The following is a 14,791-nucleotide window of genomic DNA, read 5'->3' on the forward strand; positions in this document are numbered from 1 at the left end:
TGAGTGCGCTGAGCAGTCCTGCCCCGCCCCGCTGCCCCGCCCCACTGCCCCGCGGCGGGGCAGCCCGGTTTCCCGCTCACGGTGAACCCGAGTGACTGCCCCTGTCAGCTGCCGCAGGCTACTGGCCGCGCTGATGTGGGGCGGCATTGCGGCGTCACCGGTACTCTCGTTGGGCCTGGGCGCGGGCGCATTCACCGGTGCAGTACTTGATGCCGCTGGTGCGGTTCTGTCCGTACTCGGCGCGGCCGCGCTGGCGGTGCCGGGTGGCAGTCGTGGTTCCGAGGACGCGGCGTCCGGTCGGCCGTGCGGGTGACGGCGTGCGCGGCGCGTTCGGCGGCGAGGAGAGCGCGCGGCGCGGCGCGGCGCCGCGTGCGTCGGGGGTGTCGGTCGGTCCGGTGCCCAGCGGGCGGCGATCGGTCATCATCCGATTCTCGCCGGGCTCACCGGGCTCATCATCACCTCCGTGATCCGGTGAACTGCCGGGCCCCACGGCGCGCGCGTGCCGCGCGCGTACGAAGCGGTGAACTTCCGACGCCGCTTCGAAGCGGGCCGTCGGGGCGGTCGTCCTGGCGGCGGCGCAGCCCGGTTTCCAGCCGCTCGTCGGCGGCGGGTCAGCGGGTGTGCTTGGAAACGATCACGTCGAGGCACCTGCCGGCCAGGTCCACGGTGTGGTCGAAGTCCGTGAGGCTCACTGCGTGCCGCTCGGCTGCGGTGAGCAGGTCCGTGAGCAGCACGACCGCGGCCTCGCGCTGCGGAGCGGGGCCGGGCCTCCGTATCGCAGCCGTCGGCACGGCATCCGCCGCGAGTTGACAACTATAGGAGCGTCTGTCACCGACGCCCTGCTGTGCCACTTCGGGGTCGAAGGCGAGGGCCAAGAGGAGAAGCCCGGCCTGCCGGCGGTCGTTGCGGCGCCGTCCCGCACCGGCTGGCCACGCCGCCAAGGGCTCGGCCATGGTCACTGGGGCAGCTGCTATACCAAGTGGGCCACCAGCCCTGGCTGATAGGCAGGGATGCTGGCTGTGTCGAGTTGAGGGCCAACGTGAGGTGAGCGCGTCCTCGGCGGTCTTCTAGGCATTCAACAGTCCAGGTCTCTGCGGCTTGTACATCACTGAGCTTCTTCAGCGTTGCAGCTCCAGTGTGAGGACGGCCTTGGCGATTGACGTCATGCGGTTGGGACTGCATCGGGACCTGCGGAAGATCTGCCAGGACTTCAGGCGGGCGACGCCGCGTTCGACGGGTGCCCGTGTGGCGGCCAGGGCACGGTTGCGGGTCTTCTCAGTGGGGGTCAGTTCCTGCAGGGGCCTGCGTTTGATGCCCGTGGTCAGCCACGGACCGGCGCCCTGGTAGGCGAGATCGGCCACGCCGTGGCGCCGGTGCTTGTGGGAGTAGTCGGCCCGGCCGTCGCCGACCCGGTCGCACTCGGCGAGGGTTCCGTCGAGCAGGGCGAAGTCGGGATCATGCTCGCGCAGCGTCCTCAGCAGACCTGGCGCACGCGCGGCGAGCAGGTCGACGACCGCGCTGATGTAGGCATGGGCGGTGGACTCGCTGATCCCGAACCCGGCGGCGATCTTCGCGAGAGTGGTGTGTTCGCGTAGGTACACCAGTGCCACCATCGCGCGCTGGGACGGACGGAGCTTGCAGCGCCGGTCGCCCTCACGGGTGACGATCAGCATGGTGACCCACTCCACGAGTGCGTGCGGCAGGTCGATTGCGGCAGGATGGACGACCAACGAGGCCCTCGAGCAACGTAATTGAGACGTCAGACATCTCGATCAACAGCCCGGGGGCCTCGCTCGTTTCGCTTCACGGACCGTCACCCGATTGGTGGCCACATCGAAGAAGCTCACTGAGTGGTGGGTTACTGCCTGTGTTCAGTAGTACTGGGATGGGTGGTTGTGTCTGTGGTGGGGTGAGAGGTGTCGTGGTGGGGTGTCTGGGTGGTGCGTGCCGTTTGGGTTGTTCTGTTTTGGGTTGCTTTTCGGTAACGGCGGGGCGGATTGGGTATGCCGGGGGAGTGGCTTCGGTGTTGACGGCGCGTCACGTCTGGCATGGCGGGTGCCGGGTGGGTGTGGCGAGTTCCCGTAGTCAGCGGTCGGCGGATTGGTGTAGGCAACATCCGTTCTGTGCAGTGGGGTTATGGCGGACCAGTGCTTGATGGTGCCTGAAGGGGGGCCTGTACGGACTGGCTTATTCCAGCCGTGCGGTCACCGCTTCGGCCGTCATTTTTCACTCTGTGTAATTGCTTTGCGGGGCGTGGAAGGCCGGGCGGGGTGGGGTCTGGTGGGCGTTTTGGCTGTTCGGGGCCGTATTGATGCCACGATATGTGGTGCAGGTCACGTTGACGGTGGGTGTTGGTGAAAAGTTAACTCCCGGCATTCGTGTGCAAGTTGTGATGCTGGGGTGGGGAACATGCGACGTGGTGGGTCCGGGGGGAGAGCTGCGGGCGGGGGTCTGAGGCCGCGCAGGGTGGTGGGTGCGGTGATGGCGGCCGCTGTGGTGTGGTCGTTGGCGCCGGCGGTGTCGTTCGCCGCACCCGCGCGGTTTTCTCCGGCGCTGGGCCCGGTCTCGGAGCAGAGCGCCTCCGAGCGTGCGGTGCAGTCGGGGGAGGCGGTGGCGGTCACTGCGGCCACGACGGAGTACACCACGACGGTGGCCAATCCTGATGGGACGTTCACGCTCACACAGTCCACGCAGCCTCAGCGGGCCCGTACTGAGGACGGCACCTGGGCCGGTATCGACACCACGCTGGTCACCCGGGCTGATGGCACAGTGGGGCCGAAGAACGCGGTGGTCGATCTGTCGTTCTCCGGGGGCGGCAACGGGTCCCAAATGGTGCGGCTGGGCGTGGGGGAGAAGGTGCTGGGCCTGGGCTGGCCCGGGACGCTGCCCAAGCCGGCCCTGGCCGGGGCCACGGCCACGTACGCGAACGTGCCGGTCGATGATGTGGATCTGCAGCTGACCGCGACGGCCGAGGGCTACCGCGAGGTACTGGTGGTCAAGACCGCCCAGGCCGCGGCGAGCCCGGAACTGCAGCAGGTGCGCCTCAGCACAGTCGGTGAGGGGCTGAGCGTGGTGCCCGGCGAGGGCGGCGGCGTGCGGGCGGTGGACGCCGACGGCAACGCGGTCCTGCGGGGCCCGGCCGGACAGATGTGGGACTCCGCCGGCGACGACGACACACAGGGCGGCCCTGAGCCCCAGTTGCTGCGCGCTGCGCAGGAGCCCCAGCCCCAGTCCCAGCAGGAGAGTGGGCGGGATCCGGCCACACCGGGCCAGGGTGATGCGTCGGCGGAACTTCCCGTGGAGGTGAGGGACGGATCGATCTCTGTCGTTCCCGACCAGGATCTGCTGCGTGGCTAGGACACCGTCTATCCCGTCTTCATCGACCCCTCGGTGGGCCTGGGCGTGTCGGAGTGGACGAAGCTGTCCTCCGACGGGGACAAGTTCTGGAAGTTCGACGAGCCCAAGGGCGTCGGCCGCTGCGGTATCGCCGACGGCTACTACTGCAGCTCCACCGGCAGCTACACCGACCGCATGTACTTCGAGTTCGGTCCCTCCGCGCTGGCCGGCAAGCACGTTCTGGACGCGACGTTCCGTGCTTATGAGACCTGGTCGTTCAACTGCACGCCTTACTGGGTGGATCTGGAGCGTACCGACAACATCTCCGAGGGAACCCGCTGGCCGGGCCCGAAGATGCTGGACCAGATGGGTGACCGGTATGTGTCGGCCGGGCGCGGTGACTTGTGCTCCCCCGGGCAGCCCAATTCCTGGATCGAGTTCAACGACAACCCTGACGAGAGCGACGAGAACCTCGCCTCCACCGTCCGTTCCTTTGCCGCCGGCAAGATGTCGCGGCTGACGCTGATGCTCAAGGCCAAGGACGAGAGCGAGCCGCGTGCCTGGAAGCGTTTCGACTCCAACGCGGAACTCAAAGTCAACTACCTCCACACACCCGGCGTCCCCACTGACGTCGGGGTCACGCCCGGTACCGGAACCAAGACGCAGTGCCGCCCGTCTTCCGACCCGCTGACCGTTACGGTCCTCACGCCCACCGTCAAGGCGCGCGTCCAGACCAAGGTCGAGCATTACCAGGGAGAGGAAGAGGGGTCCCTGCAGGCGGAATTCGTGATGGAGCGCAGCAGCACCGACACGACCTCGGGATCCTGGTCGAGGGTGTGGAGCGACTACAAACCGGACAGTGGCTGGGACCCTGACGGCACTTTGGAGACAGCAGTCACCGACAACCGGGCAGACGGCGGCCTGTACCGGCTCAAGGCCCGCACCCAGTCGCACTGGAGCTACGGGGGGAAGTCGGGTGATCTGTTCTCGCCGTACTCGTCCTGGTGTTACCTGAGGATCGACTCCACCGCCCCCAAGACCCCCACCATCACAGCCGGCACCCCCTACACCAAGTGCACGGCCACCCTGTGTGAGCCCAAGGGCGGACCGAGCGTGCCGGGTACGTTCACCTTCGCGCCGAACGCGGCCGACAGTGACGTCAAGGCCTACCGGTGGCGCCTGCTGACCACGGACGCCGATGACACCAAGACGGTCAACGCCACCACCACGAACGCACCGGTAAAGGTCACTGGCGTCAAGCCGGGCCTGCCGGGCACCCAGACCCTGTCGGTAGAGGCCAGCGACCTGAAATTCGACAGGGAGGGAAGGGTCCGCTGGGGTCCCCCGGCGGAGTTCGCCTTCAAGGTGGCCCTGGCACCGGGACCGACAGGCAGGTGGCGCTTCAACGACGGAGGCCCCGGTGGGCTTGACGTTGCCCAGGACACTGGCGAGTCGGGCACCCGCCACGACGCGGTGTTCCGGAATGCGGACGGCACCGGCTGGTCGACGCTGGCCCGGCGGGGAGCCGGCGACTTCTCCCTGCGCCTCAACGACAATCTCACCGACCCCGCCCAGCAGGTCGGCTACGCCTCCACCGACGGCCCTGCGGTCAACACCCAGGACTCCTTCACCCTCTCGGCGTGGGTCTACCTGAGCGATGCCACGGCCAACCGCACGGTGCTCTCCGCGCCCGGCGAGTTCGGCTCCGCGTTCACCCTGTACTACTCCTCGGCCTACAAGAAGTGGGTGTTCAACCGCACGGCGAAGGACCAGGACCCCACCCAGGGCTCGGCCACCTACATCCGTTCCCTCGCCGATACGGAAAATCCTCCGCTGAAGGCATGGACCCACCTGACCGGGGTCTTCGACACCCAGGGTGATGCGGACAAGAGCAACGACACCATCCAGCTCTACGTCAACGGCCGGCCTCAGGGTGCTCCCACTGTGCTGGCCACCGCAGCGCCCACGTACACGCCGTGGACAGCCGACCGGAACCTGATGATCGGCCGGACGAAGGTAGCCGGCTCCTATGGCGATTACTTCATGGGCCGCATCGACGAAGTCGCCCTATGGCAGGAAGCCCACGAAGACAAGCAGATCCGCGAAGAGCACCGCCTGAACACGAACGGGGCGCCCGCCAACGAACTGGTGGCCCACTGGGACGCCACCATCTCCTCCGGCACCCAGGTCAGCGAGAGCCCCGAGGACCCCGACAACCCTGCCAGCACTTCCTTCCCCTACAACCGCGGTGGGCTGACCCTGTCGGCAACCGGCGCCACCCTGGGCGGTGACGACGCCACCGCGCTGAACCTCAACGGAACCTCCGGGTACGCCTCCAGGGCCAGCGGCCCGGTGCTCGATGAGACCGGCTCCTTCACCGTCTCCGCCCGGGCACGCCTGGACAAAACACTGCTCGCGGCCAAGCCGGTGGGCTACCGGGCGATGGTCGCAGCGCAGGCGGCCCCCGGAGGCAAGGAATCGTCCTGGTCGCTGTGGGTGGAGAAGGTCGCTGACGACGGCTTCCTGTGGAAGTTCGGCCGCACCGCCCTCAACAGCGCCGGCAGCATCACCGACACCGCTGTGGCCCCGGCCCAGGAGCCGGTCGGTGCCAGGGAATGGGACACCTGGGTGGATGTGACCGGAGTCTTCGACGCCACCCAGGACTTCACCCACACCGACGGCACCCAGCGGTTCGGCGTCTCGAAACTGTACGTCGGCCCCTTCGCCCAGATGGGCGAGGACAATCCCGGCCTCGCCCAGCCCCAGCAGGGCAGCGGAGCCCTCTCCGTCGGCCGCGGCTCGGCCCGGGGAACCACCGGCCACTACCTGCCCGGCGCACTGGCCAAGGTACGGATCTGGACCGGAGCGATGACCGCCGACCAGGTGAGCTCACAGATCGCCCTGCCGGCTGCATAAGCACTACCGGGGCGGGGAGCCCGCACTCCCGCCCCGGCAGTCTCCCTTTCAACTTCTTCCGTCATTTCACCCGCCTGCGTCCGCTCTCGCATGTCTGCGTGCGGGCGGAGCGGACAAGGAGATCCCACGTCATGAAGCCGTCCTGGCTCCCGTCCTCACCGCCTCCTCCCACTTCAGCGCCACCACGCCGAAGCCCTTGGCCGCGCCGTATCGCCGCAGCAGTCGGCTTCACTCTGGTGCCGGGACTGCTGAGCCCCACCGCTTTCGCCGCCGATATCGATCCGCTGGGCAGGCCGGACCTCAAGGCCCCTAAAGCAGCCAAGGTCACGCCGTTCACCGCCAAGGTGAACAAGAAGCAGGCCAGTATCGTCAAGGATTCCGCCGCCGCCGACCAAGCGGCGGTGCGGCGGGCACACAAAGACCAGCAAAAGACGGTCACCTGGCCCACCCGCGGCCAAAAGACACTGACCCTGCCAGCCTCGGGCAAGGCCAAAGCCGCCCCCGGCGCGCTGCCGGTGCAGCTGGCCGCGCCGCAGAAGACCGCCTCGGACAAGAAGACCGGCAAGCAGCCTGCGATCGCCCGGTCGGTCACCGTCGAGGTCCTGGACCAGAAGGCGACGAACAAGCTCGGCATCCGGGGCGTGGCGCTGGCCGTGACCGGACCCGCCAAGGGCGGCGCAGCAGAGCTCAACGTGGACTACTCAGCTTTCGCCACCGCCTACGGCGCCGACTGGGCCGGGCGCCTGCAGGTGCTGAAAATGCCCGCCTGCGCCCTTGAGAACCCTGCCAAGGTGAAGTGCCGCTCAACCACACCGCTGCCCTTCACCAACAACCGTGCCGATGAGTCGCTGACCACACCGCTCACTTTCAAAACCACCACTGGCCCCACCAGCAGCTCAAGCGCGCCAGCATCAGGGCAGACCATGATGCTGGCCCTGACGGCCGGCACGCAGTCCGGCGCCGGCGACTACAAGGCCACCCCGCTCGCCGCCTCCTCCACCTGGGCGGCCGGCGGCTCCTCGGGCACCTTCACCTGGTCCTACCCGCTGCGCACCCCACCGGCCGTCGCCGGCCCCGCCCCCGGTCTGTCGATCTCCTACGACTCCGGCAGCATCGACGGCCGGACCGCCTCCACCAACAACCAGGGCACACAGATCGGTGAGGGCTTCGACCTCACCTCCTCCTATGTCGAGCGCAAATACGGCTCCTGCGACGACGACGGTCAGAGCGACAAGTTCGACCAGTGCTGGAAGTACGACAACGCCTCCCTCGTCCTCAACGGCAAGGCCAGCGAACTCGTCAAGGACGACACCAGCGGCGAGTGGCACCTGAAGAACGACGACGCCTCCACCGTCGTCCGCGGCACCGGTGCCGGCAACGGCGACGACAACGGCGAATACTGGACCGTCACCACAGGTGACGGAACCCAGTACGTCTTCGGCAAGCACAAACTGCCCGGCTGGCGCTCCGACGACCCCGCCACCACCACCGTCACCGACCCCGACGACACCACCGACTCCACCTGGCTCGTCCCCGTCTACGGCGACGACTCCGGCGAACCCGGCTATGACAAGGGCAGCGACTTCACCGGCCGCTCCCTGACCCAGGCCTGGCGCTGGAACCTCGACTACGTCGTCGACACCCACGGCAACGCCATGTCGTACTACTACGGCAAGGAAACCAACTACTACGCCAAGAACGGTTCCACGACCACCAACAGCGCCTACACCCGCGGCGGCTACCTCAAGCGCATCGAATACGGCCAGCGCTCCGACACCCTCTTCACCACTCCGGCGCCGCAGAAAGTCACCTTCAACTACTCCCAGCGCTGCACCGCCGCCGACTGCACCTCGCTGACCGAGGACACCCGCGACAACTGGCCCGATGTGCCCTACGACGCGATCTGCACCTCCTCCACCGCCTCCTGCACCGGCAACGTCGGCCCCGCCTTCTTCACCCGCTACCGGCTGACCACCACCAGCACCTACGCCTGGAACGCGGCCGCCACCACCCCCGCCTACGCGGCGGTCGACGCCTGGACTCTCAAGCACCAGTACCTCGACCCGGGCGACACCGGTGACTCCACCGACCAGTCCCTGTGGCTGGACGAAATCAAGCACACCGGCAAGCACGGCACCGACCTCGCCCTGGACCCGGTGAAGTTCACCCACGTCTTTTTGCCCAACCGGGTCGACGGCACCAGCGACAACATCCTGTCCCTGGAAAAACCCCGCCTGCGCACCGTCACCTCCGAAGCCGGCGCCCAGACCATCGTCTCCTACGCCGAGGCCGACTGCGTCGCGGGCCAGACGATGCCCAAGGTCGACACCAACACCAAGCGCTGCTACCCCGTGTACTGGGCCCCCAACGGCGGCGACACCCCGATCCTGGACTGGTTCCAGAAATACCCCGTCACCGCCGTCTCCACCACCGACCCCCGCGGCGGCAGCGAAGCCGTCCAGCACACATACACCTACACCGGCGGCGGCGCCTGGCACTACAACGACGACCCCATGACCCCGGCCAAGGAACGCACCTGGTCGATCTGGCGGGGATTCGAACGCGTCACCCACACCACCGGCGACAGCGACAGCGCCCAGCTGAAGACCACATCGGTCTACCTCCGGGGCATGAACGGCGACCGCGTCCTGGGAGCAGACAACAAAACCCCCGACCCGGACGCACGCAAATCGGTGAAGGTCACCGGCATCAAGGCCGATGAAATCACCGACTCCGAGCCGTACGCCGGATTCACCCGTGAGACCGCCACCTACAACGGCTCCGCCGAAGTCTCCGCAACGATCAACGACCCGTGGCTGAAGAAAACCGCCACCCAGCACAAGAGCTACGCCGACATCGAGGCGTACTACGTCCGCACCGAAGCCACCCACGCCCGCACATCCGTCACCTCCAGCGGCACCGCCAAAGACCGCGTGCGCTCCACCTTCACCACGTACGACAGTCTCGGCATGGCACAGACCGTCGAGGACAAGGGTGACACCGCCGTCACCGGCGATGAGAAATGCGCTCGCACCTGGTACGCCCGTAACGAGGCGGTGGGCATCAACTCGCTTGTCTCACGAACCCGGGTGACCGCGAAAGCCTGCGACATCACCGGTGACGCCCTTGACCTGCCGGCGGACTCCACCACCGCCGGAGACGTCATCTCCGACACCGCCACCGCCTACGACACCACCACCTACACCTCCACCCAGACCCCGACCAAGGGCGAGGTCCAGTGGACGGGAAGGGCCAAGGGGTACACCGCCGCCAACAACCCGACCTGGCAAACCCTCACCACCATCCCGACCTACGACGAGCTCGGCCGGCCCCTGACCGTCAAGGACACCAACGGGCTGACCGTCGCCACCACCACCTACAACCCCGAGAAGACGGGACCGCTCACCTCCAGCACGGTCACCAACGCCAAGGGCCACACGGCGACCACCGCGGTCTCCTTCGCCACCGGCAACCCGGCGAAAGCCACCGATGCCAACGGTAAGATCACCGAGTCCGAGTACGACAGCCTCGGCCGGGTCACCAAGGTCTGGCTCGCCAACCGCTCCAAGGCCCTGGGCAAGACCCCCAACTACGTCTACGACTACAAGGTCACCAGTTCGGACATGTCCTGGGTGGCCACCGGCGCCCTCAAGGGCGACGGCTCGGGCTACAACACCACTTACGAGTTCTACGACTCCCTCCTGCGCCCCCGCCAGGCCCAGAGCCCCAGCCCCGTAGGTGGCCGGCTCGTCTCCCTGACCCGGTACGACGACCGGGGCCTGGCCACCAGCGCACAGGGCGACATCTGGGACAACACCTCCGCCCCCAGCGGCACCCCGGTCCAGACCGAGGGCAGCCAAGCCCCCGTCCAGACCGACACCACCTACGACGGCGCCGGACGCGCCACCAAGGCGGAGACGAAGAACTACGGCGTCACCCGCTGGAGCACCACCACGACCTACACCGGCGACACCGTAGCCTCCACCGCCCCCACCGGCGGACAGGCCACCCTCGTCGTCACCGACGCCCTGGGCCAGACCACGGAGCGCCGCGAGTACGGCGGCACCCAGCCCACCGGCACCGACTTCACCAGCACCCTGTACACCTACCACCCCGGTGGCCAGCAAAGGACGGTGCAGGGCCCGGACAAGGCCAAGTGGGAATACGGCTACGACCTGTTCGGTCGCCAGACCAGCACGACTGACCCGGACAAGGGAACCACCACCACCCAGTTCAACACCCTGGACCAGGTGGAGGAGACGACCGACTCCCGCACCCGCAAGATCCTGTACCAGTACGACTCGCTGGGCCGCCAGACCGACATGTGGCAGGGCTCGAAGACCGACGCCAACAAGCTGGCGGCCTGGTCTTATGACACCCTCGCCAAGGGCCAGCAGGACGCCGCCACCCGCTACGACGGCGGAATCACTGGTAAGGCGTATACCTCCAAGGTCACCGCCTACGACAGCCTCTACCAGCCCACCGGCACCCAGCTTCTCCTCCCCGACACCGACCCCCTGGTTACTGCCGGCGTCCCGAAAACCCTGTCGTTCACCACGGGCTATCGCCTGGACGGCACCATCAGCCAGGCCTCCCAGCCCGCCGTCGGCGGACTCCCCTCGGAAACGATCTCCTTCACCTACAACGCCACTGGACAACCGCTCACTTCGTCCGGCACCACCGGATACCTCCAGGGCGCCACCTACTCACCCCAAGGCGACCTGCGTCAGCTCACCCTGGGCATGGACGGCTCCTCCTCGGCGAAGAAGGCCTACCTCAACTACGACTACGAGCCCGGCACACGCCGCCTGACCCGCTCCTACGTCACCGACGACACCCACGGCTACATGCCGCAGGAACTCACCTTCACCCAGGACGACGCCGGCAACGTCACCTCCATCTTCGACGCCGCCACCCTCGGCGGCACCACCAAGACCGACAACCAGTGCTTCGCCTACGACGGCCACCGCCGCATGACCGAAGCCTGGACCCCCAAAACCGCCGACTGCGCAGCCGCGGGCCGCACCACAGCCAACATCGACGGCGCAGCACCGTACTGGACCTCCTACACCTACAACACCTCCGGCCAGCGTGCGACTCAGACCCAGCACACGGCCACCGTCAACACCCTCACCACCTACGAATACGGCACCACGACCGGCCAGCCGCACCCGCTGACCAAGACCACCACCGGCTCAACAGTCAAGTCCTACGACTACGACAACGCCGGCAACACCACCACCCGCCCCGGAACCAAGGGCCCCCAGACCCTGCTCTGGGACACCGAGGGCAAACTCGCCACCACCACCGAAGGCACCGCCGAAACCAACTACCTCTACGACACCACAGGCGAACTACTCATCCGCCGCGCCAAGGGCGACGGCGACACCGTCCTCTACCTCGGCGCCACCGAAGTCCGCCTGACCACCAAAGGCACCACCAAGACCCTGGCCGGCACCCGCTACTACACCGCAGCCGGCCAGAACATCGCCGTACGCACCGCCACCAGCGGAACCACCGGCACCAAACTCAACTTCCTCGCCGCCGACCACCACGGCACCTCCAGCATCGCCATGGACGCCACCACCTGGGCGATCACCAAGCGCTACACCACCCCCTTCGGCGCCCCGCGCGGCACCAAGCCCACTACCTGGCCCGACGACAAAGCCTTCCTCGGCAAACCCGCCGATGCCGCTACGGGCCTCACACACATCGGCGCCCGCGAATACGACCCAGGCCTCGGCCAGTTCATCAGCATCGACCCGCTCCTCAGCCTCGATCAACACCAATCACTCAACGGCTACAGCTACGCCAACCAGCACCCGGCTACAGCTGCCGACCCCACCGGCCTGGCCGAAACCTGCGGCGCCTACACCAATGACTGCGAAGGCAAGGGCGCAAACGGCGACGCCGACATCACGCCAGGAGCTGACAACTGCTACGCCGGAAACCACTCAGCGAGCTGTAACACCAATGGCCAAGGCGGTGCTCCGGGCAGTGTAGGAGGTAGCCACGGGACTTCTGCAACTTCGAGCACTGGGCAAACTTCCAGCGCCGGTGGTGGCGGTGGCGGCGGCGGCGGATGTCACTACGCCATGGGCACAGGCAACTGCGCCGGATCCAGCGTTCCCCAACCTCTGGCCGGCCCATCCGATCGTCCGAGCGCCGGTCCCGGAGATGGAAACAGTTCTTCTGCTGGAGTGCCGCATGAACTGCCATGTGCGACAAGTGAAGAATCGTGGAGATGCAGTATCCGCAATCAATTGTTTTCGTTCGCAGTGAATACGGGTATGCTGGGCGGAAGTCTTGGATTCTTCGGGTTGCGTGGAAGTAGGCTTGAGCGTGAGTATGGAATTCCTCAGGGTATATCGAGGTCTAACTTTAATGCAATCTCGAATATTCTGAAATCTAGAGGAGTGGATAAAATCGGTCGAGTCTCAATTCAGGGTAGTCGAGCCGCCCAGCAGGCAGGCGCCGGTTCGGATCTGGACATTGCAGTTCTGGTTTCCCCGGCAAAATACGACAAGATGATCGCTGATTCCTATGGGGCACCCAATCCGGGGAGCGCTAGATATAGGACGATGCAGCACTCAATCGAGGTCGGGAAGATAACCGCCGGCGATGTAAAGCCTCGGCTGAGTCGAGTGCGAGATCAGGTGCAAGCGGAGATTGGCATGAAGGTTGACCTGTCCGTCATCAAGATCGGCGGGGACCTTCGACAAGGGCCCCTATATCGATGTCAGGTGATCGTGGATAATTCAAAGTATGAATATTGTAGAGTGTTCGCCTTGGCGCAGGCTTCGGTGGTCATGGGAATCGTTGGGCCGCTGTTTGGTTCTAACTTCACCAGCTTCGGATTCCTCGAATCGCACCTTGGTATCTCTATAAATGTTCAAGAAAATGACGATTTTAGTCCTGGCGTAGGTCGGAGTGATTTCGTTCTGTGGCCTACAACGATCGAACTCGAGGGGGACTCTGGAGTTCTTGTGGAGCGAATGGTCGAGACTGTCTCTCTAGTTTTGTCTACGCTCTGGAGGGAAGGTGTCGACGCTGTAGCGGCTTGTGAATTCGAAAATGAGCTGCCATTCTCTGGTGGTATCGACAGAGGGGGACTAAAATGACCGCGTCGCATCTTACGCAGTGGCGAATTCCAGGGGTCGTTGCAACACAGGTGATCAACTGGCTGTGACCAGGAGCCTAGCGAGACGCCCGGCTGGGGTTTCCCAGTCGAGCGTTTTGCGTGGCCGGCTGTTGACTTCGGCGGGCACGGCCGCCAGGTCGCGGGTGGTGTGGGCGGCCAGGTCGGTGCCCTTGGGGAAGTACTGCCGTAGGCACTGAGCTCTTTCAGAGTGGCCGCTGAACGGGTGACGGGCCCCGCCGAAACTCCCGCAGGAGCGGACAGCCGCCCTCCCGCGAAGCCCAACGCGACTGATCATCTTGGCACTGACGGTCATCAGTCCCACCAAGAGATCACTGGGCCTCAAACCAACCTCATTGTCGCACCACCACGACGGCTCCACAGGGTAATCCGTACCAGGGGGCTCGGCGTCAGCCGTCGACGCGGAGCCGTCCGCAAGCGGGGTGTGTCAGAGCCGTCTCGTGGTGAACAGCAGGTTGGTTCCGTACACCGCGTCCACTTCCTTCCGCTCGGTTTCAGTGAATCCGACCTTGGCCAGCACACGGCGAGAAGCGGTGTTCCAGTCCCAGACCGTGGCCCACAGACGTTCGTACCCAGATGATCTCGCCCATTCCAGAACCGCCAACGATGCCTCGGTCGCGTATCCCTGACGCCAAACTCGGCGTAGCAGCTCGAATGCCAGTTCAGGTTCTCCTGCCGATCCTCGCTCGCTGTCGACCAGCCCGCAGTAGCCGATGACGTCACGAGATGCCTTCCGCTCGACCGCCAGCAACCCGCTCGACCACAGCTGGTTGGTGCGGATCGAACCCTCGAGCTCCGCGACCGTGGGGTGTCCGTCCGCGTCGATTCGGCGGTGCGGCGGCACTCGTGGATCACGTTCGGTCCACAGCTCATGCTGGACGACGGCCTCGGCTACCCGCCAAGGTCTGAGCAGCAGGCGACTTGTCTCGAGTACGACCTCACTGCCCGGAACCGCGCCAACTGTCATGGCAGCAACCATGGCACGGGTGAACGCGCTGTCGTGCCACGGGGTGCGCTTGGTCCTCCCGATCATGGGCGCTCGATAGGTGGGACAACGGAGATCAATCCCTGAACATCGGCTTGGACGTGCACGTTCGGCTATACCCGGTGGGCCACGTTGCCCCATACACCGACACCAGGCTCGTTTCTCATGCCTGCCCGGCGCCTCGCCGGGGCCGGGCGTCTTGCGCTGCCCATCGAGCCGCCTTCGGATCGCCTCGTTCGAATCCTGACCTGAGAAGACTCTCCATCCGAGGTTCAGACACAGGCACTGAACTTGGTGTTTAACCTCGGCCGTTCACCTGACCTGCTGATCTTGGTTCGTTCCCGGGACAGCAGGGCGGCCGTTCTTCACGCTTCGAGGTGTCGAGCAACGTCACG

Annotated in this window: 7 protein-coding genes and 1 pseudogene; 3 read left to right on the forward strand and 5 right to left on the reverse strand. The window is 66.1% G+C overall.

Going from position 1 to position 14,791, the window contains the following annotated elements; genetic code table 11:
• Positions 1–154: 154 nt before the first annotated feature.
• The 3 genes from ABD374_RS02270 to ABD374_RS02280 form a co-directional block, all read right to left on the reverse strand.
• Complete coding sequence (locus ABD374_RS02270; RefSeq protein WP_344489719.1) at positions 155–421, reverse strand: hypothetical protein; 267 nt, start codon at positions 419–421, stop codon at positions 155–157.
• Positions 422–611: 190 nt separating this feature from the next.
• Positions 612–953 carry a hypothetical protein gene (locus tag ABD374_RS02275; protein ID WP_344489722.1) on the reverse strand — a complete coding sequence of 114 codons (342 nt, stop codon included), beginning with the start codon at positions 951–953 and terminating at the stop codon, positions 612–614.
• 165 nt (positions 954–1,118) lie between these two features.
• Positions 1,119–1,730, reverse strand: coding sequence for a transposase family protein (locus ABD374_RS02280; protein ID WP_344489725.1), 612 nt, complete (start codon positions 1,728–1,730; stop codon positions 1,119–1,121).
• A gap of 751 nt (positions 1,731–2,481) precedes the next feature.
• On the opposite strand from ABD374_RS02280, the gene ABD374_RS02285 reads away from it, so the two are divergent.
• From ABD374_RS02285 to ABD374_RS02295, 3 genes are all read left to right on the forward strand, one after another.
• Complete coding sequence (locus ABD374_RS02285) at positions 2,482–3,357, forward strand: hypothetical protein (protein WP_344489728.1); 876 nt, start codon at positions 2,482–2,484, stop codon at positions 3,355–3,357.
• A gap of 45 nt (positions 3,358–3,402) precedes the next feature.
• A complete protein-coding gene (locus ABD374_RS02290) occupies positions 3,403–6,252 on the forward strand; it encodes a LamG-like jellyroll fold domain-containing protein (protein WP_344489731.1) in 2,850 nt (949 codons plus the stop codon).
• Positions 6,253–6,383: 131 nt separating this feature from the next.
• Positions 6,384–13,373, forward strand: a complete 6,990-nt coding sequence (locus tag ABD374_RS02295) for an RHS repeat-associated core domain-containing protein (RefSeq protein ID WP_344489734.1) — start codon at positions 6,384–6,386, stop codon at positions 13,371–13,373.
• 54 nt (positions 13,374–13,427) lie between these two features.
• On the opposite strand, the pseudogene ABD374_RS02300 reads toward ABD374_RS02295, so the two are convergent.
• A pseudogene (locus ABD374_RS02300) lies at positions 13,428–13,583 on the reverse strand (IS30 family transposase); the annotation flags it as partial.
• A gap of 255 nt (positions 13,584–13,838) precedes the next feature.
• Complete coding sequence (locus ABD374_RS02305) at positions 13,839–14,444, reverse strand: GNAT family N-acetyltransferase (protein ID WP_344489737.1); 606 nt, start codon at positions 14,442–14,444, stop codon at positions 13,839–13,841.
• Positions 14,445–14,791 lie beyond the last annotated feature (347 nt).

It is taken from the genome of Streptomyces enissocaesilis, from assembly GCF_039533765.1.
GTDB classification, from domain to species: Bacteria; Actinomycetota; Actinomycetes; order Streptomycetales; family Streptomycetaceae; genus Streptomyces; species Streptomyces enissocaesilis.

Excerpts from the sequence above, each read along its gene's own strand:
- ABD374_RS02295 (WP_344489734.1), top strand. The coding sequence starts at position 6,384 with ATGAAGCCGTCCTGGCTCCCGTCCTCACCGCCTCCTCCCACTTCAGCG.
- ABD374_RS02285 (WP_344489728.1), top strand. The coding sequence starts at position 2,482 with ATGGCGGCCGCTGTGGTGTGGTCGTTGGCGCCGGCGGTGTCGTTCGCC.
- ABD374_RS02305 (WP_344489737.1), bottom strand. The coding sequence starts at position 14,444 with ATGATCGGGAGGACCAAGCGCACCCCGTGGCACGACAGCGCGTTCACC.
- ABD374_RS02270 (WP_344489719.1), bottom strand. The coding sequence starts at position 421 with ATGACCGATCGCCGCCCGCTGGGCACCGGACCGACCGACACCCCCGAC.
- ABD374_RS02275 (WP_344489722.1), bottom strand. The coding sequence starts at position 953 with ATGGCCGAGCCCTTGGCGGCGTGGCCAGCCGGTGCGGGACGGCGCCGC.